We start from the raw sequence: 22,699 nt of genomic DNA on the forward strand, positions 1-22,699 counted from the left end.
CTTTCGTGGGCGACGGGATTAGAACGTGCGGACCTTGGGCGGAATGCTGTCCACGGTCAGGGGCTTCATATTCACGGGCTTGTAGGTCAGGCTGTTGTCAGCGCTGTGCCACAGCGTGTGCTTGAGCCATTCCACATCGTTGCGGCCCAGGGGGAACTCGGGATGGTCGGCGGGGTGTTCGTAGTCGTACACGGTGTGGGCGCCACGGCATTCGGTGCGCGCGGCGGCCGAAACCATGGTGGCTTGGGCAACTTCGATCAGGTTGTCCACCTCCAGCGCTTCCATGCGGGCGGTGTTCCAGACCTTGGATTTGTCCTTGAGTGTGACTTGGCCCACTTTTTCACGGATGGCGTTGATCTTGACCACGCCCTCGTCCATGCCCTTTTGCGTGCGGAACACGCCCGCGTGCTGCTGCATGGTGGCGCGGATATCGTTGGCCAGGTCCTGGGCGTAAATGCCGTCCTTGGACTCTTCCAGGGCATTGAGGCGCTCAAGGGTGCGGTCCGAACTGTCGGTAGGCATGGGTTGGAACTCGCCATACTCCCGGGCAAACGTGGTGATGTGCTTGCCCGCAGACTTGCCGAACACCAGCAGATCCAGCAGCGAGTTCGTACCCAGGCGGTTGGCGCCGTGCACCGAAACAGCGGCACATTCGCCCACGGCGTACAGACCCTTGACGATGTTGTTTTGCTGGCCGTCCCATACCACGACCTGGCCGTGGATGTTGGTCGGGATGCCGCCCATCTGGTAGTGGATGGTGGGCACTACGGGGATTGGCTCCTTGGTGATGTCCACGTTGGCGAAGTTGTGGCCGATCTCTTCCACCGAGGGCAGGCGCTTGCGGATCGTATCCGCGCCCAGGTGGTCGAGCTTCATCAGGATGTAGTCCTTGTTCGGACCACAGCCGCGGCCTTCCTTGATTTCCTGGTCCATCGAGCGCGAGACGAAATCGCGCGGAGCCAGATCCTTCAGCGTGGGGGCGTAGCGCTCCATGAAGCGTTCGCCGTTGCTGTTCAAAAGAATAGCGCCCTCGCCGCGGCAGCCTTCGGTCAGCAGCACGCCTGCACCGGCCACGCCGGTGGGGTGGAACTGCCAGAACTCCAGATCCTGCAGCGGGATGCCGGCGCGTGCGGCCATCCCCAGGCCGTCGCCCGTGTTGATGAAGGCGTTGGTGGATGCCGCGAAGATGCGGCCGGCGCCGCCAGTAGCCAGCAGAACGGCCTTGGCGTGCAACTCGTACAGGTCGCCGGTTTCCAGTTCCAGTGCGGTCACGCCGACCACGTCGCCCTGGGCGTTGCGGATCAGGTCCAGCGCCATCCACTCGACGAAGAAGTTGGTCTTGGAGGCCACGTTTTGCTGGTACAGCGTGTGCAGCATGGCGTGGCCCGTACGGTCAGCCGCCGCGCAGGCGCGCTGCACGGGCTTCTCGCCGTAGTTGGCGGTGTGGCCGCCGAAGGGGCGCTGGTAGATGGTGCCGTCGGGGTTGCGGTCGAACGGCATACCGAAGTGCTCCAGCTCGATCACCACGTTGGGCGCTTCGCGGCACATGAACTCCACGGCATCCTGGTCGGACAGCCAGTCGCCGCCCTTGATGGTGTCGTAGAAGTGATAGTGCCAGTTGTCCTCGGACATGTTGCCAAGCGATGCAGACACGCCGCCCTGGGCCGCCACGGTGTGCGAGCGGGTGGGGAAGACCTTGGACAGGCAGGCCACGCTCAGGCCGGCGCGAGACAGTTCCAGCGAGGCGCGCATTCCGGAGCCGCCGGCGCCGACGATGACGACGTCAAATTTGCGCTTGGTGATGTTGGCTTTGGTGTAGCTCATTGTTTTCTTTCAATCGCGGGAGTCAGAGACGCCACAGAACCTGGAAGCCCCAGCCGGCGCAGGCCACCAGCCAGACGATGGTGAAGACCTGCAGCACCAGGCGCAGGCCCGCTGCCTTGACGTAGTCCATCCAAATGTCGCGCACGCCGACCCAGACGTGCCAGACCAGCGCCACGATCACGGAGAACGTCAGCACCTTCATCCACTGGGCAGAGAAGATGCCGGCCCAGACGTCATAACCGACGGGGCCCTTGGTGAAAATCACCTGGGCCAGCACGGCCAGGGTGAAGAGGGCGATGAGGACGGCGGTCACGCGCTGGGCCAGCCAGTCGCGCACGCCATAGTGGGCACCGACGACGGTGCGCTTAGAGCCGTAATTTACGGACATGAGGATTCCTTATTCTTGCGGGGAGGGCGATGGGCGTGAGGGCCGATCAGTACAGGCCAAAAAGCTTGGCACCCAGGATCACGGTCAGGCCGATGCTCGCCACCAGCGTCACGATGGCCGAGCTCTTACCGAACTCCTTGCTCACTGCGGCATGGCTCACGTCCATCCATACATGGCGCAGGCCGGCAATCAGGTGGTGCAGGTAGGCCCAGATCAGTGCCAGTGCCACCAGCTTCACGAACCAGCCAGGCACGAAGCCCAACCCTGCCGTGAATGCGGAGGTGAACTTGCCGAAAGAAATGTCGGAGGACACCGAGGTGTCGAACATCCAGATCACGAAGGGCAGCAGCAGGAACATGATCATGCCGCTGACGCGATGCAGGATGGACACCCAGCCGGCCAAAGGCAGGCGGTAGGTCCTTACGTCGTGAAAGATATTGATATTGCGGTACTCAGGCCGTTTTTTGGCGAGCTCTGTCATGGCTGGTGCTTTCGTGGATGTAACTGCGTTGTAATTGCGCGGATGCAAACAACCCAAAATTCTATTGCAATGCAACACAAGGGACTTGTGGTGACTGCGTATTCTCGCTGTTTGCGCTTGGGTGCAGACGGGGGTCAGCTCAGTTCATTGTGATAGTGGTGTGTGTCGGTTCGGTACAGGCCGCGACGTAACTCCATGGGAACATCGTTATATGTGTAAGCCAGTCGCTCCACGCTGAGCAGTGGGGTGCCGGGCGGGACGTTCAGCCATCGTGCCTGGGTTTCGTCGGGAAGCACGGCGCGGATCTTTTCTTCGGCGCGCACCATGCGCACGCCGAAGTCGAGTTCGAACATGGCGTAGGTGGGGCCCTGATAGTTGCTCATCTGTTCGGCGGTCAGCCCCTTGAAGGCCTGGCCTGGAAGCCAGATGTCTTCCAGGATCGTGGGTATGCCCGAAAAGGAGAGGATGCGCTTGGTCTGGATCACGGGATCGCCGGCGCGCAGCGCAAGGGTTCGGGCGATCTCCGCACTGGCGCGCAGCCGGCGGCACTCCAGAATGGTGCGCTGGGCCGGGCCCTCTACCCGGGCGTCGCCCGAGTCGGGCAGCAGCTTCAGGAAACGGTATTGCACCTGGCGCTCGGCATGGGTGGCAACAAAGGTGCCCTTGCCCTGTCGACGCATGACGAGATTTTCTGCGGCCAGTTCGTCGATGGCCTTGCGCACGGTGCCCTGGCTCACGCGAAAGCGGGCGGCCAGTTCGATTTCGCTGGGGATGGCCTCGCCGGGCTTCCATTCCCCGTGCTGCAGGCTGTGCAGGATGAGTCCCTTGATCTGCTGGTACAGCGGGCTGAAGGCGGGTGTGCTGACTCCCGAGGCGCCGATTGTGGAGGGCGTGCCTTCGGTGACGGTCGGGAGCGAGGAGGACATGGCTGGGTTGTGCGGGCTGGGCCTGTGGGCGGCTGTTTGCCGCAAACTGCTATGAAGATCATATCTTATATAAGACATAAGACAAATTGACCCTGCGCACGAATCAGCGGTAAACTTCAACGCTGTTTTGCGGGGCACGGGCTGCTGATGACTGGCGCTGGTGCGACCTTGCACCAACACCTTCACTCTCACCTCTTTCTGGAGTTTTCCCATGAGCAAGAAACCCGTTCGCGTGGCCGTTACCGGTGCCGCTGGCCAAATCGGCTATGCCCTGCTGTTCCGCATTGCTTCCGGCGAAATGCTGGGCAAGGACCAGCCCGTCATCCTGCAGCTGCTGGAAATCCCGGACGAGAAGGCACAGAACGCGCTCAAGGGCGTGATCATGGAACTCGAAGACTGCGCCTTCCCGCTGCTGGCCGGCATCGAGGCCCATGCCGACCCCATGACCGCCTTCAAGGACACCGACTACGCACTGCTGGTCGGCGCCCGTCCCCGCGGCCCCGGCATGGAGCGCGCTGACCTGCTGGCCGCCAATGCACAGATCTTCACCGCCCAGGGCAAGGCCCTGAATGCCGTGGCTTCGCGCAATGTGCGCGTGCTGGTGGTCGGCAACCCCGCCAACACCAACGCCTACATCGCCATGAAGTCGGCGCCTGACCTGCCGGCCAAGAACTTCACCGCCATGCTGCGCCTGGACCACAACCGCGCTGCCTCGCAGATCGCTGCCAAGATCGGCTGCGCCGTGGGCGACATCGAAAAGCTGGCCGTGTGGGGCAACCACTCGCCCACGATGTACGCCGACTACCGTTTCGCCACCGTGAATGGCAAGTCCGTGAAGGACACCATCAACGACCAAGTCTGGAACGCTGAAGTGTTCCTGCCCACCGTGGGCAAGCGCGGCGCGGCCATCATCGCCGCCCGTGGCCTGTCGTCGGCCGCCTCGGCTGCCAACGCCGCCATCGACCACATGCGCGACTGGGCACTGGGCACCAACGGCAAGTGGGTCACCATGGGCATTCCGTCCAATGGCGAATACGGCATCCCCAAGGACGTCATGTTCGGCTACCCCGTTACCTGCGAAGGCGGCGAGTACAAGATCGTCGAGGGCCTGCCTATCGATGCCTTCTCGCAAGAGTGCATCAACAAGACCCTGGCCGAGCTGCAGGGCGAGCAGGACGGCGTCAAGCATCTGCTGTAAATCGCGCGCACATGCTCGATTGGGACCCCGCGCTCTACTCGCGCTTTGACAGCGAGCGTACGCGCCCGGCGGCTGAGCTGCTGGCGCGGGTCCCCCATCCCGCCCCCCGCCATGTGGTGGACCTGGGGTGTGGGCCGGGCAACTCCACCGAGCTGCTTACGCAGCGCTTTCCGCGGGCGCAGGTGACGGGATTGGACAATTCCGAGGCCATGTTGCTCAGCGCGCGTAAGCGCCTGCCCGGGGCGGAGTTCGTGTTGGCCGATATTGCAGATTGGGCGCCCACTGTGGCGCCCGATTTGATTTTTGCCAATGCTTCCCTGCAGTGGGTTGGCGGACACAAGGAACTGTTTGCAAGGTTGCTGCACAGCCTGGCCCCCGGGGGCGTGCTGGCCGTGCAGGTGCCCGACAACCTGGACGAGCCTTCGCACCGCTTGATGCGTGAACTCGCCGAACAGGCGCCTTGGAAACAGCATCTGCACGAAGCAGCGAACCAGCGCGCGGCGCTGCTGGACGCCGAGGCCTACTACGACGTTCTGGCGCCGCTGGCCTCGCGGGTGGATGTGTGGCACACGGTATACCGCCATGTCATGCCTTCGCCGGCTGCCATCGTGGAGTGGTTTCAGGCGACCGGCCTGCGGCCTTTTTTGAATCCCTTGCCCCCGGCGCTGCGTGACAGCTTCGTGCACGCATACACGCAGCGCATAGACGAGGCCTATGCTGTGCGGGCCGACGGCCGCAGGTTGTTGGCCTTCCCCCGTATGTTCATCGTTGCCCAGCGAGCCCCATGACAAAGTCCGTTGCCCATCCCGCTGAAGTTCTGCTTGGCGCGCAAGCCGGTGCCACGTGCATCCCCGTCTGCGACCACTACAGTGGCGTGGAAGTGCGTATGCGCAAAAGCCTGCAGCTGCAGCAGGAGCTGCAGGAAGAATTCGGGCATTGCGTGTTCGACGTGACGCTGGACTGCGAGGATGGAGCCCCCGTGGGGCAAGAGCGCGAGCACGCCACGTTGGTTGCACAACTGGCCCAGGCGGCGGCGCCTGGTGCGCGCGTGGCGGCACGTGTGCACACCGTGGACCATCCGGCGTTCGCGCAGGACATGGCCATCATCGCGGGTGAGGCGGGGGACCGCCTGTGCCACATCATGCTGCCCAAGGTGGAATCGGTGGATGACGTGCTGCTGGCCGAGCGTGCGCTGGTCGCTGCCGGTGCCAGGCATCTGCCGCTGCATGCCCTCATCGAGTCGCCGGCTGCTGTGCACCGCGCGTTCGAGATCGCCTCGCATCCGCGCATTCAAAGCCTGAGCTTCGGCCTGATGGATTTCGTCTCTGCCCATGGCGGCGCCATTCCGGCATCGGGGATGACCTCGGCCGGGCAGTTCGAGCATCCGCTCGTCGTGCGCGCCAAGCTGGAAATCTCCGCCGCCTGCCATGCCAATGGCAAGGTGCCTTCGCACTGCGTGGTGACCGAGTTCAGCGATGCCGCCGCCATGCAGGGTGCTGCGGGCCGCGCCGCGTGTGAGTTCGGCTACACGCGCATGTGGAGCATCCACCCGGCGCAGATCCGCCCCATCCTGGCGGCCTTCGCGCCCGAGCAAAACGAGATCGAGCGGGCCGCCCGCATCATCGCTGCCGCCATCCACGCTGACTGGGCTCCCATCAGCGAGGATGGCGTATTGCACGACCGAGCCAGTTACCGGTATTTCTGGCAGGTGCTCGAGCGTGCGCACCAGACCGGCCGCGTGCTCCCCCCGGAGGCGCGGGCCTGGTTTGCCAAGGCTGAGGCTGCTTGCTGCTGAGACAGGTATTCTTGCTGCTGCAGTTGCCATTCCACCCCACCTTCGCAGGAGTCCCCATGAAGACCCTCATCGTTTCCGCCCTGATGCTGCTGGGCCCCGCACTGACCTTGGCGCAGACGGCATCGCAGCCGGCCGGCAAGCCAGCCGCCAGCGCGCAGGCCAAAAAGAGCGCCAGCAAGAGCACCGCAAAACCGGCCAAGTCCACCCAGGCCGCCAGCGAGAAGAAAAGCACGGTCGTGGCCAAGGCTTCGCCCACCAGCAGCCGCACCCGCCTGCACAGCGGTGCCATGCAGGTGGCTTCGGGCATCGCCGCGGCAGAGGCCGCCTTGACTCCCGAGGAGCTGGAGATCGCTGGCAACGTGTACACCGGCCGCATGGCCTGTGAACTGGGCGCCTTCGTCAACATCGAGGCCGATGCGCAGATGCCAGGACGCTTCCATGTGGAGGGCAAGGGCTTCAGGTACCACATGATGCCCGTGGCCACCTCCACCGGCACCGTGCGCCTGGAGGACCAGCGCGCCGGCGCGGTGTGGATCCAGATCGCCAACAAGTCCATGCTCATGAACCAGAAGCTGGGCCAGCGCATGGCCGACGAGTGCATGAGCCCGCAGCAGGTGGTGGTGGCAGAGGCCATCAAGAAGAATCCTCCGCCGAGCCTGCTGGACAACCCCGCAGCCAGGTAAGCCCTGTCGCCAGCCGGCGGACCACCCCGAGTGAGGGCGTGGTGGCCGGCTGTCGTCCCACTTTGAAAACCTAGACCATCCGGAGAAAGAAGACATGTTGAAAGCCTATCGCGACCATGTGGCCGAGCGCGCCGCACTGGGCATTCCCCCGCTGCCGCTCGATGCCAAGCAGGTTGCCGAGCTGATCGAGCTGATCAAGAACCCTCCCGCTGGTGAAGATGCCTTCCTGCTGGACTTGTTGACCCACCGCGTGCCGCCGGGTGTGGACGATGCCGCCAAGGTCAAGGCGTCCTTCCTGGCCGCCGTGGCCCACGGTGACCTGAAGGTGGGCCTGATCTCCAAGGCCAAGGCCACCGAGCTGCTGGGCACCATGGTGGGCGGCTACAACGTGCACCCCCTGATTGAGCTGCTGGACGACGCCGAAGTGGCGGGCGTGGCCGCCGATGCGCTGAAGAAGACGCTGCTGATGTTCGACTTCTTCAACGACGTCGCCACCAAGGCCAAGGCCGGCAACGCCAAGGCCCAGGAAGTGATGCAGAGCTGGGCCGATGCCGAGTGGTTCACTTCGCGTCCCAAGGTCCAGGAAAAAATCACCGTCACCGTGTTCAAGGTGCCCGGCGAAACCAACACCGACGACCTGTCGCCCGCGCCCGATGCCTGGAGCCGCCCTGACATTCCGCTGCACTACCTGGCCATGCTGAAGAACACCCGTCCCGATGCGGCCTTCAAGCCCGAGGAAGACGGCAAGCGCGGCCCGATGCAGTTCATCGAAGACCTGAAGAAGAAGGGCCACCTGGTCGCCTACGTGGGCGACGTGGTCGGCACCGGTTCTTCGCGCAAGTCGGCCACCAACAGCGTGATCTGGGCCACCGGCCAGGACATCCCCTTTGTGCCCAACAAGCGCTTTGGTGGTGTGACCCTGGGCGGCAAGATCGCCCCCATCTTCTTCAACACCCAGGAAGACTCGGGCTCGCTGCCGATCGAAGTCGACGTGTCCAAGCTGGAAATGGGCGACGTCATCGACGTGCTGCCCTACGACGGCAAGTTGCTCAAGAATGGCGAGACCGTGGCCGAGTTCGCCTTGAAGAGCGACGTGCTGCTGGACGAAGTGCAAGCCGGTGGCCGTATCAACCTGATCATCGGCCGTTCGCTGACCGCCAAGGCCCGTGAATTCCTGGGCCTGCCTGCATCGACCGCGTTCCGTCTGCCCCAGGCACCGGCCGCGTCCAACGCCGGCTTCACCCTGGCGCAGAAGATGGTCGGCCGTGCCGTCGGCCTGCCCGAAGGCCAGGGCGTGCGCCCCGGTACCTACTGCGAGCCCCGCATGACCACCGTGGGTTCGCAAGACACCACCGGCCCCATGACCCGCGACGAGCTGAAGGACCTGGCTTGCCTGGGCTTCTCGGCTGACCTGGTGATGCAGTCCTTCTGCCACACGGCGGCCTACCCTAAGCCCGTGGACGTGAAGACCCACCGCGAACTGCCGGCGTTCATCTCCAACCGCGGCGGCGTGGCCCTGCGTCCTGGCGATGGCGTGATCCACAGCTGGCTCAACCGCCTGCTGCTGCCCGACACCGTCGGTACGGGCGGTGACTCGCACACCCGCTTCCCCATCGGCATTTCCTTCCCCGCAGGTTCGGGCCTGGTGGCCTTCGGCGCCGCTACGGGCGTGATGCCTCTGGACATGCCCGAATCCGTGCTGGTGCGCTTCAAGGGCTCCATGCAGCCCGGCGTGACCCTGCGCGACCTGGTGCATGCCATCCCGCTGTACGCCATCAAGGCCGGTCTGCTGACCGTGGCCAAGGCCGGCAAGAAGAACATCTTCTCGGGCAAGATCCTGGAAATCGAAGGTCTGCCGGACCTGAAGGTGGAGCAGGCGTTCGAGCTGTCCGACGCGTCGGCCGAGCGTTCCGCCGCCGGTTGCACGATCAAGCTCAACCCCGAGCCGATCAAGGAATACCTGACCTCGAACATCGTTCTGATGAAGAACATGATCGCCGACGGTTACCAGGACGCCAAGACCCTGCAGCGCCGCATCGAGAAGGTCGAAGCCTGGCTGGCCAAGCCCGACCTGCTGGAAGCCGACAAGGACGCCGAGTACGCAGCCGTGATCGAGATCGATCTGGCCGACATCAAGGAACCCATCGTCTGCTGCCCCAACGACCCCGATGACGCCAAGTTCCTGTCCGAAGTGGCCGGCACCAAGATCGATGAAGCCTTCATCGGTTCGTGCATGACCAACATCGGCCACTTCCGCGCAGCGGCCAAGCTGCTGGGCGGCCAGCGCGACATCCCCGTCAAGCTGTGGGTGGCACCGCCCACCAAGATGGACCAGAGCGAGCTGATCAAGGAAGGCCACTACGCCGCCTTCGGCACGGCCGGTGCGCGTACCGAAATGCCCGGCTGCTCGCTGTGCATGGGCAACCAGGCACAGGTGCGCGAAGGCGCGACGGTGATCTCCACCAGCACGCGCAACTTCCCCAACCGCCTGGGCAAGAACACCAACGTGTTCCTGGGCTCGGCCGAGCTGGCTGCCATCGCCTCGCGCCTGGGCAAGCTGCCTTCCAAGGAGGAATACCTCAAGGAAATGGGCGTGATCGATGCCGACAAGGCCAGCGTGTACCGCTACATGAACTTCGACCAGATCGAGGAATATGCAGAGGTCGCCAAGGGCGTGACGGCCTGATCGCCGGCTGAGGCCCGGGCCGCGGCGCGGCCCCTCCCGTCAACCCCCGCAGGGCGCATGCCTGGCGGGGGTTTCTTTTTGCTCATTAATTAATAGCTGTTGACGCTTGCTGATGCTGCGTTAGTGGCCATTTTCACTTAAATGCTCGCGCCGTGTGTGCCCGCGCGTCGGGGGATGTTGCACGCCGAGACCGTGGTCACGGCCCCGGGAGGCGGTGCCGTTCAGGCCGCGGCCAGCGCGCGCAGCGCGGCGGCGCTGGCGTCGTCGGCGGGGAAGAACGTTTCCAGCGCCAGTTCCTGCAGCGTCACGTCGACGGGCGAGCCGAACACCGTGGTGGTGCTCACCAGCTGGAGCGTGCCGGCTGGCGTGCGGAACTTGAACGGCATGAGCACGCCCAGGTGCTCGCCCGGCAGCGGCGGGCTGGCAGGCGGCAAAGGGTAGGCCTGCAGTTACTGCAGCAGGGCGGCCAGCATCGGGTCGCTGCTCTCGTGGATCTGCTGGCGCAACCGCTCCAGCAGGTGTGCGCGCCATTGCTCCAGGTTGGCGATGCGAGGTGCCAGGCCCCCCGGGTGTAGGCTGAGGCGCAGCACGTTCACGGGCGGCTGCAGCAGCTCGGCGTCCACGCCGGACAGCAGCAGGGGCACGATGCGGTTGGCCATGAGCAGGTTCCAGTGCCGGTCCATCGCGAGCGCCGGCCAGGGTTCGTGGCAGTCCAGGATGCGCTGCACCGCCACGCGCGCATCGGCCATCTCGGGCGCATCGAGCGGGCGTTCGCGGTACATCGGGGCATAGCCCGCGGCCACCAGCAGCGCGTTGCGCTCCCGCAAGGGTACGTCCAGGCGATGGGCCAGGCGCAGTACCATGTCGCGGCTGGGGCTGGCGCGGCCCGTTTCCACGCAGCTCAGGTGGCGCGTAGACACCTCGGCCGCGTGTGCCAGGTCCAGTTGGCTCAAGCGCCGGCGCTGGCGCCAGTGGCGCAGGCGTTCTCCAAAAGGGGCGGGTGTCGATAGGGCGGGAGCGTGGTGCATGGCCTGCATGGTAGGGCCGGCCGCGCGGCGTGGGCATGACCTGCCAGGTCATGGACGCGCAGCCGCCGCGTGCCGACGATGCAGGCCATGTTCAACCCCTCAGGAGATCACACCATGGCCTTCATCGATGCTTTCACGTCCCCCGGCGACCTGCGCCGCGTGCTCTGGGCCGATGCCGCCGCAGGCGCCGGCATGGCGGCGCTGCACCTGGGCGCGGCAGCGCCGCTGGCTGAATGGCTGGGCATGTCGCCCCGGTTGCTGTTGGCCAGCGGCTGGCTGCTGCTGCCTTTCGTGCTGCTGGCCGGGTCGCTGGCCCTGCGGCGCGAGGCAGCCGGCGGCGCGCTGGCGCTGCTGGTGGCGGGCAATTTCCTGTGGGTGCTGGCCAGCGCAGTGGTGCTGTGGGGTACGACGTGGGTGCCCGGCGGCTGGGGCCAGGCCTATGTGGCCGTGCAGGCGGTGGCCGTGCTGGCCCTGGCGGAACTGCAGTGGATGGCGCTGCGCCGCGCACGCGTGGCGGTGCAGGGCGTGCGCGCGGCGGTCTCCTGACGGGCGCTCAGCCCTGCTCGGCCAGCAGGTCCTGCAGCGCCTTGACCTGCTGGCGCAGGCGCTCGTTCTCGGCCTCCAGCTCGGTCACGCGCTGCTGCAGCTTGTCCAGGCTGGGGGCGGCAGCGGTGTCGGTCGCGCCATCGGCATCGCCGGCTTCGCCCTGCGGCGCCTCGGCCTTGGGCTTTTTCTTGGCGTCGCGGGCGCGCTTGGCGGCCTGCTTGAGCTCCTGCGCACCACCGGCCGCGGCCGACTTCTGCTCGTCCACCGGCAGCGTGGCCACTACGGCGGCGGCGTTGAGCGACAGGTCGCCTGACTTGACGGCGGCCACCACCTCGGGTGCGGCGCTCTGGTGGATGGTCTCGATGGCCTTGACCTGGGCGGCCGTCAGGCGCGCGGCGCGGGCCAGGGCCTCGCGCGTGTCCAGAGCGTCCTCGGGCACCTTGGGCACGCCGGCCAGGGCCTTGGCGACGACCGGGTCGGTGTCGCCGTCCCAGGGGGCCTGTTCGGGCGCCTGCGCGGCCTCGGCCTTGGCGGCCACCACGGCGGCGGCGGCGGCGGCGCGGCGCTCGGCGATGATCTCGCGCTTGCGCAGCGCCAGCACGCCGCGCTGGAACTCGGACACGCTGCGCCGGCCCAGGTGCTGGTCGATCATCCACAGGTGCACGTCTTCCATGCTCTGGAAGCGCGTGTTCTGCACGGTGTTGAAGGGCAGGCCGTGCTGGCTGCAGATGCCGAAGCGGTTGTGGCCGTCCACGAGGATGTTGCCCCACAGCACCAGCGCGTCGCGGCAGCCTTCGTTGAGGATGCTGCGCTCCAGCGCGTCATGTTCCTCGGGCGTGAGGGGGTCGATGTAGGCCTTGAGTTCGGGCAGGACGACGATGTCTTCAGGATTCATGGGTTTTCAACAGATGGGCAATGGTTGACGCAATGAACGCACAAAGGCCCCGGCGGGGCCTTTGTGCAAAAAGAGGAGCTGTTGGCGCTTGTCTGTAGGGCGTTTCAGCACGAAATGTGCCTGAAGCTCCCTGTTGTCAAGCGCTAGCAGCTATGGTTTCAGGAGGGCTGCAGCAGGCGCGCGATCAGCGCGCCCTCCACCGGGCCCTGGAGCGGAATGCGCACGCGGATGGGGTTGCCCTGCGCCACCTGCACGGCCTCGCCGTCCAGGTTGAACATCTGCTCCAGCTTCACCGTGCGGTTGCCCGCGGGGTGGATCACCTCGATGGTGTCGCCCACGGCGAAGCGGTTCATGGTCTCGACCTCGGCCAGGCCGTCGGCCCAGCCGCGCACCTGGCCCACGAAGTGGCTGCGCTGCAGCACGCTGTGGCCGGTCTCGTAGTTCTGGTAGTCGTTGGCGGGGCGGCGCTCCAGCAGGCCGCCGGTGTAGCCGCGGTTGGCCAGGCCTTCCAGCTCGGTGATGAGATGGGGGTTAAAGGGACGGCCGGCCACGGCATCGTCGATGGCGCGGCGGTACACCTGGGCCGTGCGGGCCACGTAGTACAGGCTCTTGGTGCGGCCTTCGATTTTGAGCGAGTCCACGCCGATCTTCACCAGGCGCTCCACATGCTCCACGGCGCGCAGGTCCTTGGAGTTCATGATGTAGGTGCCGTGCTCATCTTCCATGATGGGCATCAGCTCGCCTGGGCGGCCCTTTTCCTCGAGCAGGTAGATGGCGTCGGCCTGGGGGTGGCGCTGCTGGTCGCCGCAGGTGCTGGTGAACTGGTTGTCCAGGTCGTTCTTGGCGGTCTCGAAGTTGAAGCCCTGCGCCAGGGGCTGGCCCAGCGCCTCGCCGGTGTTGGGGTCCACGGCGGCGTCGTGCGTCTTGTATTCCCAGCGGCAGGCGTTGGTGCAGGTGCCCTGGTTGGGGTCGCGCCGGTTGAAATAGCCCGACAGCAGGCAGCGGCCCGAGTAGGCGATGCACAGCGCGCCGTGCACGAAGACCTCGATCTCCATGTCGGGGCATTCCTGGCGGATCTTCTCGATTTCGTCCAGGCTCAGCTCGCGCGACAGGATGATGCGCGACACGCCGGCCTTCTGCCAGAACTTCACCGTGGCGTAGTTGGTGGTGTTGGCCTGCACCGAGAGATGTACCTCGGTCTCGGGCCATTTCTCCTTGACCATCATGATCAGGCCGGGGTCGGCCATGATGAAGGCGTCGGGCTTGCACTCGATCACCGGCTCGATGTCGCGCAGGTAGGTGCGCACCTTGTCGTTGTGCGCGATCAGGTTGCTGGTGACGAAGAACTTCTTGCCGCGCGCGTGCGCTTCCTGGATGCCCTGGGCGATCTGCTCCAGGCGGAACTCGTTGTTGCGCGCGCGCAGGCTGTAGCGCGGCTGGCCGGCATAGACGGCGTCGGCACCGAAGTCGTAGGCCGCGCGCATCTTGTCGAGCGAGCCGGCGGGCAGCAGCAGTTCGGGGGCTTTGAGGGTCATGGAGGGATTGTCGTGTTTTTCCGGAATGCTCCTGAATCAGGAGCTGCAAGCGCTTTATGGGTGAGCACTAGAGGCTTTTTTGATGCTGAACCGTGTGCTAGACGCGCCGCTTGTCGAGCTTGCGCGTGAGGGTGCGCCGGTGCATGCCTAAGCGTCGTGCGGCCTCGGAGATGTTGAAGCCCGTTTCGGCCAGCACCTCATGGATGCGCTCCCACTCCAGCGTCTTGATGGAGCTGGAGCGGTTGCTGAGCTCCACGTCGGCATTGCCTTCGGAGAGGCCGAAGGCGGCCTCGATGTCGTCGGTGTTGGACGGCTTGGCCAGGTAGTGGCTGGCGCCGAGCTTCACGGCCTCCACGGCCGTGGCGATGCTGGCGTAGCCCGTGAGCACGACGATGAGCATGTCCTCGCTGTGCGCATGGAGCTGGCGCACGCAGGCCAGGCCCGTGGCCTCGCCCTTGAGCTTGAGGTCCACCACGGCGTAGCCGGGCGTGTGCTGGGCCAGCAGCGCCTCGGTTTGCGCCAGGCTGTCGGCCTGCAGCACGCGGTAGCCGCGCCGCTCGAACGAGCGCGCGAGCGTGCGCGCGAAGGCCTCGTCGTCCTCCACGATGAGCAGCAAGCGTTCAGCGTCCATGGTGTGTTGGTGTCTCCTGCAGCGCAATCGCGGCCAGCGGCAGCGTGATGGTGACCACCGCGCCGCCGCCCCGGCGGTTCTCGGCGCTCACGCTGCCGCCCAGCGTGCGCGCCACGTTCATCGCCAGGAACAGGCCCAGGCCGCCGCCGGGACGGCCCTTGCTGGACTGGTAGGGTTTGCCGAACTGCGCGAGCATGGCGGGCGCGAAGCCAGGGCCGTCGTCCGAGACGGTGATGCACAGCGTGTCATCCCTGCGCTCGGCCACGAGGCCCACCCAGTGGGGCGATGCGTCCCGCGCATTGTCCAACACATTGAAAACCATTTGCTGCAGCGTGACATCGGACACCATGGGGCTGTCCTGGCCGAAGCGGTTGTCGTAGGCGAAGGTGTCCACCGAGCGCGTGGCGCACCATTCGTGCGCCAGCGTGTCGAGGAACTGGCACACGGTGGTCTGGGCCGAGGCCTCGCCGCGCGCCTCGCCGGCCGACAGCAGGATGCCGCTGACGATGGTCTTGCAGCGCTGCACCTGCGCCTGCATCTCGGCGATCTCCTCCAGCAGCACGGCGTCGCGGGTGAGGGCCGGCTCGCGGCGCCAGTCGCCCAGGATCACGGCCATGGTGGACAGCGGCGTGCCCAGCTCATGCGCCGCGCCGGAGGCCAGCAGGCCCATGCGCACCACATGCTCTTCCTCGGCGGCGCGCTGGCGTATGGCGGCCAGGCGCGCATCGCGCTGGCGCAGGTTGCGCCCGATGCGGCTGATGAAGATCACCACCAGCGCCGCGTTGAGCATGAAGCACACCAGCAGGCCCAGCACATAGGGACTGGCCAGTCCGCGCGCGAAGTCGGGCGCCAGCTGCAGCGGCACGCTGTAGTGCGCCAGAAGCGCAAAGCACAGCGCCGTGATCAGCACCATGGTCCAGATGTGGCCGCCGCGCAGCAGGGCCGCGCCCAGCGCGATCTGCAGCAGGTACAGGAAGACGAAGGGGTTGCTGGTGCCGCCGCTCAGGTACAGCTGCACGGTGAGCACGGCCACGTCCACCAGCAGCGCCAGGAACAGCTCCACGTCGCGCACGCCGCGGCCCGTGCGCCAGCGCAGGAAGCTCACCACGTTGTAGACGACGAGGCAGCCCACCACCAGCAGCATCTCGCGCGCCGGCAGGGGCAGGTGCAGGCTGTAGTACGCGACCTCGATGGTGAAGATCTGGCCCACGACCGCGATCCAGCGCAGCTGGATCAGCTGGTGCAGGTTCTTCAGGCCCGCCGCGGCGTCGGCCGAGCGCTCCTTGTGGGCGGGAGGTGCGGAGGTGTCAGGCTGCGGGCTCATGCGGGGTCTGCGAGCGGAAGGCGGCACGTTGCCGAAGCTCGTAGCGTGCCACATAGACCGCCGCCGCAGCCACCATGGCGGCCAGACCGAACCAGGTGATTGCGTACACCAGGTGGCTGTTGGAGAAACGCACCACCGTCATGCCGGGGCGCGGCCAGGGGCCGGCGCCCGGGCTGGCGAGGTCCGCGCTGGCAAGGGCGCGCGCGTCGGGAATGCCGGCGTCGATGAAAAAGGGCGCGGGCGCGTCCAGGCCCTGTGCCTGGGCGATGGCGGCCACGTCGCGCGAGTGCCAGCGCTGTTGCGCCGGGTCGTTGCTGCGCAGGAAACCGCCACCAGGCTCGGTCATGCGCAGCAGGCCCTGGAGCTGCACGGGCGCGCCGTCGGCCTGCACGTCCGGCGCACGGCTGCCGGACGCCCACTGGCTGCGCTGCGCCTGGGGAATGAAGCCTCGGTTGACCAGTACCTGGCCCCCGGTTTCCAGTCGCAGCGGGGTGAGCACCCAGAAGCCAGCGCCCAGCTCCGTGGTGGCCTGGGTCAGCACCGTCTTGTCGTCCAGCCAGCGGCCGCGGGCCTGCACGGGCAGGTATTCATGGCTGGCGGCGCTGACGTTCGGCCAGTTGGCGCGCGCCGGCAGGGGAACGGGGGCGGCGTGCAGGCGCTGCTCCACGCGCTCGATCAGCGCGAGCTTCCAGGCGCGGCGCTCTACCTGCCACCAGCCGAGCGAGGCGAACACAACGAACAAGGCGATGCCCGCCAAAGCGAGCATCGCCATCGTGAGATTGGAGTGCGGGCGCGCAGGCCGGTGCGTGCGCTCCCGCTCCAGCTCCAGGGAGTCGGCGTTGAGGGGGCTCAAGGTGCCGTCTGGGTCTGGGCTGGGCTGGCCATGGGGTTGGCGTGCGCGGGCATCATGTTGGCGTTCATGTGGAACATGACCCACAGGGTGCCCGCGATGGTGATGGCCAGGAATACCACCGTGAAGATGGTGGACAGCATGGTCCAGCCGCCCTGGATCTTGCCGTTCATGTGCAGGAAGTAGACCATGTGGACGACGATCTGGACCATGGCGAAGACGCCCAGCACCAGGACGGCCGTGGTGCGGCTTTCGATCACGTTGCCCATCACCAGCCAGAAGGGAATCACGGTGAGGATGACCGCCAGGATGAAGCCCTTGACGTAGTCGCCCTTGGCGACGTGCAGGTCATCGTGCTCGTGGTGGTCGTCGTGACCGGCGTGCGTTGTCTGTGCGCTCATTTACAGCACTCCCATCAGGTACACAAAGGTGAACACGCCGACCCAGACCACGTCCAGGAAGTGCCAGAACATGGACAGGCAGTTCAGGCGGCGCTTGTTCTCATGGATCAGGCCGTGCTTGCTGATCTGGATCATCAGCGTCACCAGCCAGATCAGGCCGAAGGTCACGTGCAGGCCGTGCGTGCCGACCAGCGTGAAGAACGACGACAGGAAGGCGCTGCGCTGGGGCGTGGCACCCTGGTGGATCATGTGCGCGAACTCGTACAGCTCCACGCCCAGGAAGGCCAGGCCCAGCAGGCCGGTGACGGCCAGCCAGGTCAGCGTGCCCTTCACGTTGCCCGCCTGCTTTTGCAGCATGGCGAAGCCGAAGGTGATGGACGACATCAGCAGGAAGGCCGTGTTGATGGCCACCAGCGTCAGGTCGAACAGCTGCGCGCCCGTGGGGCCGGCCGCATAGCTGCGGCCCAGCACGCCGTAGGTGGCGAACAGCGCGGCGAAGATGAGGCAGTCGCTCATCAGGTAGAGCCAGAAGCCCAGGGACGTGCCGTTCTCGGGATGGGGCTCGTGCGCGAGGTGGTACTCGCGCTGCGCCAGGGCGGCCGCGCCGCCTGTGGGGAGGGTGTGCGTATTAGACATGGGCTGCTGCAAGCTGCTGGGTGCGTGCGTCTTCCGTGGCGGCCACTTCGGCGGCCGGGATGTAGTAGTCACGCTTGTAGTTGAACGTGTGGATGATCGACGCCAGGATGGTGGCGGCGAACGAGGCGATGGCCAGCGGCCACATGTGCCAGATCAGCGCAAAGCCCAGCAGGGTGGACAGGCCCGCGATCACGATGCCGGCGCCGGTGTTGGCGGGCATGTGGACCGGCTGGAAGCCCGTCAGCGGGCGCTGGTAGCCATGCTTCTTCATGTCCCACCAGGCATCGATCTCATGCACCACGGGTGTGAAGGCGAAGTTGTACTGCGGCGGGGGCGAAGAGGTGGCCCACTCCAGCGTGCGGCCGCCCCAGGGGTCGCCGGTCTCGTCGCGCAGTTGGTCGCGCTTGAAGTGGCTCACGATCAGCTGGATGAAGAAGCAGGCCACGCCCAGCGCGATCAGGCCGGCGCCGCAGGCGGCGATGACGAACCAGATCTGCAGCGAGGGGTCTTCGAAATGGTTGGCGCGGCGGGTCACGCCCATCAGGCCCAGGATGTACAGGGGCGTAAACGCCACCCAGAAGCCGACCAGCCAGAACCAGAACGAGCACTTGCCCCAGAACTCGTCGAGCTTGTAGCCGAAGGCCTTGGGGTACCAGTAGTTGATGCCGGCGAACACGGCGAACACCACGCCGCCGATGATCACGTTGTGGAAGTGGGCGATCAGGAACAGCGAGTTGTGCAGCACGAAGTCGGCCGGGGGCACGGCCAGCAGCACGCCGGTCATGCCGCCGATGGCGAAGGTCACCATGAAGCCGATCGTCCACAGCATGGGCACCGTGAAGCGGATGCGGCCCTTGTACATGGTGAACAGCCAGTTGAAGATCTTGGCGCCCGTCGGGATCGAGATGATCATCGTCGTGATGCCGAAGAAGGTGTTCACGCTCGCGCCCGAACCCATGGTGAAGAAGTGGTGCAGCCACACCAGGTACGACAGGATGGTGATACACACCGTGGCGTAGACCATCGAGGTGTAGCCGAACAGGCGCTTGCGGCTGAAGGTGGACACGATCTCGGAGAACACGCCGAAGCACGGCAGGATCAGGATGTACACCTCGGGGTGGCCCCAGATCCAGATCAGGTTCACGTACAGCATGGGGTTGCCGCCCAGGTCGTTCGTGAAGAAGTTCATGCCCAGGTAGCGGTCCAGGGACATCAGCACCAGGGCTGCGGTCAGCACCGGGAACGAGGCCACGATCAGCGCGTTGGTGCACAGGGCGGTCCAGGTGAAGACGGGCATCTTCATCAGGTTCATGCCTGGCGCGCGCATCTTGATGATGGTCACGATCAGGTTGATGCCCGACAAGGTGGTGCCCACCCCCGCGACCTGCAGGCCCCAGATGTAGTAGTCCAGCCCGACCCCGGGGTTTTGTGCCCCCAGGTTGGACAGCGCCAGCCAGCCGGACGTGGAGAACTCGCCCAGGAACAGCGAGATCATCACCAGCACGGCGCCGCCCGTGGTCATCCAGAAGCTGAAGTTGTTCAGGAACGGGAAGGACACGTCGCGCGCGCCGATCTGCAGCGGCACCAGATAGTTCATCAGGCCCGTCACGAAGGGCATGGCCACGAAGAAGATCATGATCACGCCGTGGGCGGTGAAGATCTGGTCGTAGTGGTGCGGCGGCAGGTAGCCCATGCTCTCGCCGAAGGCCATGGACTGCTGCAGGCGCATCATCACCGCGTCGGCGAAGCCGCGCAGGAACATGACCAGGCCCAGGATCATGTACATGATGCCGATCTTCTTGTGGTCGATCGAGCAGATCCAGTCGCGCCACAGCGGGCCCCACAGGCGGAACTTGGTGAGGCCGGCCAGCATCACCATGCCACCCAGGACCACCGCGATGAAGGTCCACAGCACGATGGGTTCGTGCGCCATCGGGATCGAGTCCCAGGTGATGCGACCCAACAGCCAGTGGGCTGGGGTAGTTTGTTCAGACAACATATCGAATCTCTTGGCTAGTAGGCCCCGCACCGGATTGCGCCGGCGCCGCCAGGCCCGTCAAACTCACTGTGGGGTGGCTGCCTCGGGGGTGGCGCGGGCGTCCAGCGCGGCGAGGATCTGCGGCGCATTGACGGCGGTGCAGACGTCCTGCGGCAGGGTGAGGCCGGAGGCCTTGAGGAAGGCCTCGCCGCCGCGTGCGTCGATGGCCATCATGTCGTGCATGCACATCTGGCCGTCTTCCACGCAGCGGTTGAGCACCTTGTTGTACAGGCCTTCTTCCACGGTGGAGAAGCGCTGCACGGGGTCGCGCTCGCTGGGCTTGACCAGGTTCAGGTAGGTGCCCTTGTCCAGCGGCTGGCCCTCCTGTTTGGCCTTGTCCACCCACTGGGCGAAGTCGGCATTGCTCAGGCCGTGGAACTTGAAGGTCATGCCGGAGAAACCCGGGCCGCTGTAGTGCGAGGCCAGGCCGTGGAACACTCCGGGCTTGTTGATCACCGCATTCAGCTCGGTCTGCATGCCGGGCATGGCGTAGATCATGCCGGCCAGGTCGGGCACGTAGAAGGCGTTCATGGTGGACGTGGCCGTGAGCTTGAACAGGATGGGGCGGTCCACCGGCGCGGCCAGCTCGTTCACGGTGGCGATGCCCTGCTCGGGGTAGAAGAACAGCCACTTCCAGTCCATCGCGACCACCTGCACCTCCAGCGGCTTCACGTCCGCGGGCAGGGCGCGCTGGGCGTCCAGGCGGTCCAGCGGGCGGTAGGGGTCGAGCTTGTGGGTGCCGATCCAGGTCAGTGCGCCCAGGGCGATGATGATCATCAGCGGGACCGTCCAGATCACCAGCTCCAGCGAGGTGGAGTGGTGCCATTCCGGGTCGTACTCGGCCTCGGTGTTGCTCTGGCGGTATTTCCAGGCGAACAGGAGCGTCAGGATGATCACCGGCACGATGATGATCAGCATCAACAGGGTGGCGGTGACCACCAGGTTGCCCTGCTGGGCGGCGATATCGCCCGCGGGGTTCAGTACGACGGCCTTGCTGCAACCAGCCAGGCTGGCTGCGGCGAGTGCCGCGGCGAGCCAGGCGGGCCCGCGGAGTTTCTTCATTTTGAGCATGCTAGGGGCGTGACAAAAACGTTCACGGCGGCGCCGCGCGCACGCGGCGTCACCTTAGGTGTAAACGTGAATTACTGGACGGGGGCAAATGTAATACGCCTAGCGCGTTTGTCGATTGGACATTTTGTCCATGGTCAAACAATGGCCTTGGCGGCGCTTCGGGCGCGGGTTGCGCGCCGTGGGGCGGCTGCGGCGATGGCCGATGCGGCGGCAGGGTTTTCCCCTCTCCATCCTCAGTGAAAGCGCACTTGTTGACGGCAGGGCTTGAGTGTAGAACGAGCTTGTGTCAGCTAAGCCAAGGAGCACGGATATGAGTAGCGGTTCCATCGCATTCCCCGTTTATGGCCATGAGGATGCGGCCTCCCTGTCGCGCGCCCATACGGACGAGGATGTCACCCCCGGCGAGATCGCCGTGGGCGTGATCATCGGGCGCTCATCCGAGTATTTCGACTTCTTCGTGTTCGGAATCGCCTGCGTGCTGGTCTTTCCCTCACTGCTGTTCCCGTTCCTGTCGCCCCTGAACGGCACCCTGGCGGCCTTCGCCGTCTTCGCCATCGCCTTCGTCGCGCGGCCCTTCGGCACGGCCATCTCGATGGCGGTGCAGCGGCGCTGGGGGCGCGGAACCAAGCTCACGCTGGCGCTGTTCGTGCTGGGCGTCTGTACGGTGGGCATGGCCTTCCTGCCCAGCTACCAGGCGGCCGGCGTGGCCGCCATCGTGGCCCTGGCGGTGCTGCGCTTCGGCCAGGGCCTGGCGCTGGGCGGTTCCTGGGACGGCCTGCCGTCGCTGCTGGCCATGGCGGCGCCGCCGGACCGCCGCGGCTGGTACGCCATGATCGGCCAGCTGGGCGCGCCGCTGGGCTTCGTGCTGGCGGCCAGCCTGTTCGCATACCTGTACGGCAGCCTGTCCACCACCGAGTTCCTGGACTGGGGCTGGCGCTACCCGTTCTGCGTGGCCTTCGCCATCAACGTCGTGGCGCTGTTCGCCCGCCTGCGGCTGGTGGTGGGCCAGTCCTACGCCGAGCTGCTGGAGGAAAAAGAGTTGGCGCCCGTGGGCGTGGCCCGCGTGATGCGCGACGAGGGCGGCAACGTGGTGCTGGGCGCCTTTGCCGCGCTGGCCAGCTTCGCGCTGTTCCATGTGGTGACGGTGTTCCCGCTGTCGTGGATCTCGCTGTACTCCGAGCGCTCCATGACCGAGGTGCTGTGCGTGCAGATCCTCGGCGCCTTCCTGGCGGTGGGCGCGGTCGCGGTGTCGGGCCGGCTGGCCGACCGCGTGGGCCGGCGCAACCTGCTGGGCTCCATGGCCGCGCTGATCGGCGTCTTCAGCCTGGCCACGCCCTGGCTGCTGGGCGGCGGGGACCTGGGCGGCAATGTCTTCCTGCTGCTGGGCTTCATCCTGCTGGGGCTGTCCTACGGGCAGGCGTCGGGCACGGTGACGGCCAACTTCTCCGCGCATTACCGCTACACGGGCGCCGCGCTTTCGTCCGACCTGGCCTGGCTCATCGGCGCGGCCTTCGCGCCGCTGGTGGCGCTGGGCCTGTCGGCGCGCTTCGGCCTGGGTGCGGTGACGCTGTATCTGCTGTCGGGCGTGGTGTGCACGCTGGGCGCGCTGCGCATCAACCGCATGATTGAGCAGCGCAGCTGACGCCGGGCCGGTCGCGCGGCCAGGGTGTCGTGCAAACTTGATAGCTGCTCACGCTTGTCCACAAAGGCTTTCAGAAAATAAGTAGCCTGAAAGCCATATGGGGCAAGCGCGGGCAGCTCTC

At 66.0% G+C, this 22,699-nt stretch carries 20 protein-coding genes and 1 pseudogene; 7 read left to right on the forward strand and 14 right to left on the reverse strand.

What is annotated here, in order from left to right; all coding sequences use genetic code 11:
• Positions 1-18 precede the first annotated feature (18 nt).
• The 4 genes from sdhA to BP68_RS13345 all read right to left on the reverse strand — a co-directional run bounded on the left by sdhA (position 19) and on the right by BP68_RS13345 (position 3,619).
• The gene (gene sdhA / locus BP68_RS13330; RefSeq protein WP_496372522.1) at positions 19-1,824 is read right to left on the reverse strand and encodes a succinate dehydrogenase flavoprotein subunit; all 1,806 of its coding nucleotides are present in this window, start codon (positions 1,822-1,824) and stop codon (positions 19-21) included.
• Positions 1,825-1,846: 22 nt separating this feature from the next.
• Positions 1,847-2,212 carry a succinate dehydrogenase, hydrophobic membrane anchor protein gene (gene sdhD, locus BP68_RS13335; protein ID WP_496372524.1) on the reverse strand — a complete coding sequence of 122 codons (366 nt, stop codon included), beginning with the start codon at positions 2,210-2,212 and terminating at the stop codon, positions 1,847-1,849.
• A 46-nt stretch (positions 2,213-2,258) separates the two neighbouring features.
• Positions 2,259-2,693: a succinate dehydrogenase, cytochrome b556 subunit gene (gene sdhC / locus BP68_RS13340; RefSeq protein WP_496372526.1), complete on the reverse strand. Its 435-nt coding sequence runs from the start codon at positions 2,691-2,693 to the stop codon at positions 2,259-2,261.
• A gap of 134 nt (positions 2,694-2,827) precedes the next feature.
• Positions 2,828-3,619, reverse strand: coding sequence for a GntR family transcriptional regulator (locus BP68_RS13345; RefSeq protein WP_496372528.1), 792 nt, complete (start codon positions 3,617-3,619; stop codon positions 2,828-2,830).
• A gap of 211 nt (positions 3,620-3,830) precedes the next feature.
• Between BP68_RS13345 and BP68_RS13350 the strand changes: the two genes are divergently transcribed.
• From BP68_RS13350 to acnB, 5 genes are all read left to right on the forward strand, one after another.
• Positions 3,831-4,817 (forward strand): malate dehydrogenase, encoded by a 987-nt coding sequence (locus BP68_RS13350; RefSeq protein WP_496372530.1) that lies wholly within the window; start codon positions 3,831-3,833, stop codon positions 4,815-4,817.
• An 11-nt stretch (positions 4,818-4,828) separates the two neighbouring features.
• Positions 4,829-5,605 (forward strand): trans-aconitate 2-methyltransferase, encoded by a 777-nt coding sequence (gene tam / locus BP68_RS13355; protein WP_496372532.1) that lies wholly within the window; start codon positions 4,829-4,831, stop codon positions 5,603-5,605.
• On the forward strand, positions 5,602-6,612 hold the full coding sequence (locus BP68_RS13360) for an HpcH/HpaI aldolase/citrate lyase family protein (RefSeq protein ID WP_496372534.1): 1,011 nt from the start codon (positions 5,602-5,604) through the stop codon (positions 6,610-6,612). The genes tam and BP68_RS13360 overlap by 4 nt, the downstream gene beginning before the upstream one ends.
• 56 nt (positions 6,613-6,668) lie before the next feature.
• Positions 6,669-7,295: a hypothetical protein gene (locus tag BP68_RS13365; protein ID WP_496372536.1), complete on the forward strand. Its 627-nt coding sequence runs from the start codon at positions 6,669-6,671 to the stop codon at positions 7,293-7,295.
• A 94-nt stretch (positions 7,296-7,389) separates the two neighbouring features.
• Complete coding sequence (acnB, locus tag BP68_RS13370) at positions 7,390-9,981, forward strand: bifunctional aconitate hydratase 2/2-methylisocitrate dehydratase (RefSeq protein ID WP_496372538.1); 2,592 nt, start codon at positions 7,390-7,392, stop codon at positions 9,979-9,981.
• A gap of 221 nt (positions 9,982-10,202) precedes the next feature.
• Here acnB and BP68_RS13375 read toward each other — a convergent pair.
• A pseudogene (locus tag BP68_RS13375) lies at positions 10,203-11,018 on the reverse strand (MmyB family transcriptional regulator).
• Positions 11,019-11,123: 105 nt separating this feature from the next.
• Here BP68_RS13375 and BP68_RS13380 point away from each other — a divergent pair.
• Positions 11,124-11,555: a hypothetical protein gene (locus BP68_RS13380; protein ID WP_496372540.1), complete on the forward strand. Its 432-nt coding sequence runs from the start codon at positions 11,124-11,126 to the stop codon at positions 11,553-11,555.
• A gap of 7 nt (positions 11,556-11,562) precedes the next feature.
• On the opposite strand, the gene BP68_RS13385 is transcribed toward BP68_RS13380, so the two are convergent.
• From BP68_RS13385 to cyoA, 9 genes are all read right to left on the reverse strand, one after another.
• Complete coding sequence (locus BP68_RS13385) at positions 11,563-12,450, reverse strand: plasmid replication/partition related protein (RefSeq protein WP_496372542.1); 888 nt, start codon at positions 12,448-12,450, stop codon at positions 11,563-11,565.
• 158 nt (positions 12,451-12,608) lie between these two features.
• Positions 12,609-13,985 (reverse strand): prephenate-dependent tRNA uridine(34) hydroxylase TrhP, encoded by a 1,377-nt coding sequence (trhP, locus tag BP68_RS13390; protein WP_496372544.1) that lies wholly within the window; start codon positions 13,983-13,985, stop codon positions 12,609-12,611.
• A gap of 97 nt (positions 13,986-14,082) precedes the next feature.
• Positions 14,083-14,616, reverse strand: a complete 534-nt coding sequence (locus BP68_RS13395; RefSeq protein WP_496372546.1) for a response regulator transcription factor — start codon at positions 14,614-14,616, stop codon at positions 14,083-14,085.
• Entirely contained in the window at positions 14,606-15,940 is a 1,335-nt protein-coding gene (locus BP68_RS13400; protein WP_496372548.1) for an ATP-binding protein, read from the reverse strand. The genes BP68_RS13395 and BP68_RS13400 overlap by 11 nt, the downstream gene beginning before the upstream one ends.
• Positions 15,924-16,712, reverse strand: a complete 789-nt coding sequence (locus BP68_RS13405) for an SURF1 family protein (RefSeq protein ID WP_496372744.1) — start codon at positions 16,710-16,712, stop codon at positions 15,924-15,926. Before BP68_RS13405 ends, BP68_RS13400 begins: the two co-directional genes overlap by 17 nt.
• A gap of 77 nt (positions 16,713-16,789) precedes the next feature.
• Positions 16,790-17,191 carry a cytochrome o ubiquinol oxidase subunit IV gene (gene cyoD, locus BP68_RS13410; protein WP_496372550.1) on the reverse strand — a complete coding sequence of 134 codons (402 nt, stop codon included), beginning with the start codon at positions 17,189-17,191 and terminating at the stop codon, positions 16,790-16,792.
• On the reverse strand, positions 17,192-17,827 hold the full coding sequence (gene cyoC / locus BP68_RS13415; protein WP_496372552.1) for a cytochrome o ubiquinol oxidase subunit III: 636 nt from the start codon (positions 17,825-17,827) through the stop codon (positions 17,192-17,194).
• Positions 17,820-19,826, reverse strand: a complete 2,007-nt coding sequence (cyoB, locus tag BP68_RS13420) for a cytochrome o ubiquinol oxidase subunit I (protein WP_496372554.1) — start codon at positions 19,824-19,826, stop codon at positions 17,820-17,822. The genes cyoC and cyoB overlap by 8 nt, the downstream gene beginning before the upstream one ends.
• A gap of 63 nt (positions 19,827-19,889) precedes the next feature.
• The gene (cyoA, locus tag BP68_RS13425) at positions 19,890-20,936 is read right to left on the reverse strand and encodes a ubiquinol oxidase subunit II (protein ID WP_496372556.1); all 1,047 of its coding nucleotides are present in this window, start codon (positions 20,934-20,936) and stop codon (positions 19,890-19,892) included.
• Between the two features lie 310 nt (positions 20,937-21,246).
• Here cyoA and BP68_RS13430 point away from each other — a divergent pair, with 310 nt between their 5' ends.
• The gene (locus BP68_RS13430; RefSeq protein ID WP_496372558.1) at positions 21,247-22,578 is read left to right on the forward strand and encodes an MFS transporter; all 1,332 of its coding nucleotides are present in this window, start codon (positions 21,247-21,249) and stop codon (positions 22,576-22,578) included.
• Positions 22,579-22,699: the final 121 nt, after the last annotated feature.

The organism is Diaphorobacter oryzae DSM 22780 (assembly GCF_059568935.1).

What these genes read in the sequence shown, in the direction of transcription:
- sdhA (WP_496372522.1), bottom strand. Translation starts at nt 1,824, where the DNA reads ATGAGCTACACCAAAGCCAACATCACCAAGCGCAAATTTGACGTCGTC.
- sdhD (WP_496372524.1), bottom strand. Translation starts at nt 2,212, where the DNA reads ATGTCCGTAAATTACGGCTCTAAGCGCACCGTCGTCGGTGCCCACTAT.
- sdhC (WP_496372526.1), bottom strand. Translation starts at nt 2,693, where the DNA reads ATGACAGAGCTCGCCAAAAAACGGCCTGAGTACCGCAATATCAATATC.
- BP68_RS13345 (WP_496372528.1), bottom strand. Translation starts at nt 3,619, where the DNA reads ATGTCCTCCTCGCTCCCGACCGTCACCGAAGGCACGCCCTCCACAATC.
- BP68_RS13350 (WP_496372530.1), top strand. Translation starts at nt 3,831, where the DNA reads ATGAGCAAGAAACCCGTTCGCGTGGCCGTTACCGGTGCCGCTGGCCAA.
- tam (WP_496372532.1), top strand. Translation starts at nt 4,829, where the DNA reads ATGCTCGATTGGGACCCCGCGCTCTACTCGCGCTTTGACAGCGAGCGT.
- BP68_RS13360 (WP_496372534.1), top strand. Translation starts at nt 5,602, where the DNA reads ATGACAAAGTCCGTTGCCCATCCCGCTGAAGTTCTGCTTGGCGCGCAA.
- BP68_RS13365 (WP_496372536.1), top strand. Translation starts at nt 6,669, where the DNA reads ATGAAGACCCTCATCGTTTCCGCCCTGATGCTGCTGGGCCCCGCACTG.
- acnB (WP_496372538.1), top strand. Translation starts at nt 7,390, where the DNA reads ATGTTGAAAGCCTATCGCGACCATGTGGCCGAGCGCGCCGCACTGGGC.
- BP68_RS13380 (WP_496372540.1), top strand. Translation starts at nt 11,124, where the DNA reads ATGGCCTTCATCGATGCTTTCACGTCCCCCGGCGACCTGCGCCGCGTG.
- BP68_RS13385 (WP_496372542.1), bottom strand. Translation starts at nt 12,450, where the DNA reads ATGAATCCTGAAGACATCGTCGTCCTGCCCGAACTCAAGGCCTACATC.
- trhP (WP_496372544.1), bottom strand. Translation starts at nt 13,985, where the DNA reads ATGACCCTCAAAGCCCCCGAACTGCTGCTGCCCGCCGGCTCGCTCGAC.
- BP68_RS13395 (WP_496372546.1), bottom strand. Translation starts at nt 14,616, where the DNA reads ATGGACGCTGAACGCTTGCTGCTCATCGTGGAGGACGACGAGGCCTTC.
- BP68_RS13400 (WP_496372548.1), bottom strand. Translation starts at nt 15,940, where the DNA reads ATGAGCCCGCAGCCTGACACCTCCGCACCTCCCGCCCACAAGGAGCGC.
- BP68_RS13405 (WP_496372744.1), bottom strand. Translation starts at nt 16,712, where the DNA reads ATGGCGATGCTCGCTTTGGCGGGCATCGCCTTGTTCGTTGTGTTCGCC.
- cyoD (WP_496372550.1), bottom strand. Translation starts at nt 17,191, where the DNA reads ATGAGCGCACAGACAACGCACGCCGGTCACGACGACCACCACGAGCAC.
- cyoC (WP_496372552.1), bottom strand. Translation starts at nt 17,827, where the DNA reads ATGTCTAATACGCACACCCTCCCCACAGGCGGCGCGGCCGCCCTGGCG.
- cyoB (WP_496372554.1), bottom strand. Translation starts at nt 19,826, where the DNA reads ATGTTGTCTGAACAAACTACCCCAGCCCACTGGCTGTTGGGTCGCATC.
- cyoA (WP_496372556.1), bottom strand. Translation starts at nt 20,936, where the DNA reads ATGCTCAAAATGAAGAAACTCCGCGGGCCCGCCTGGCTCGCCGCGGCA.
- BP68_RS13430 (WP_496372558.1), top strand. Translation starts at nt 21,247, where the DNA reads ATGAGTAGCGGTTCCATCGCATTCCCCGTTTATGGCCATGAGGATGCG.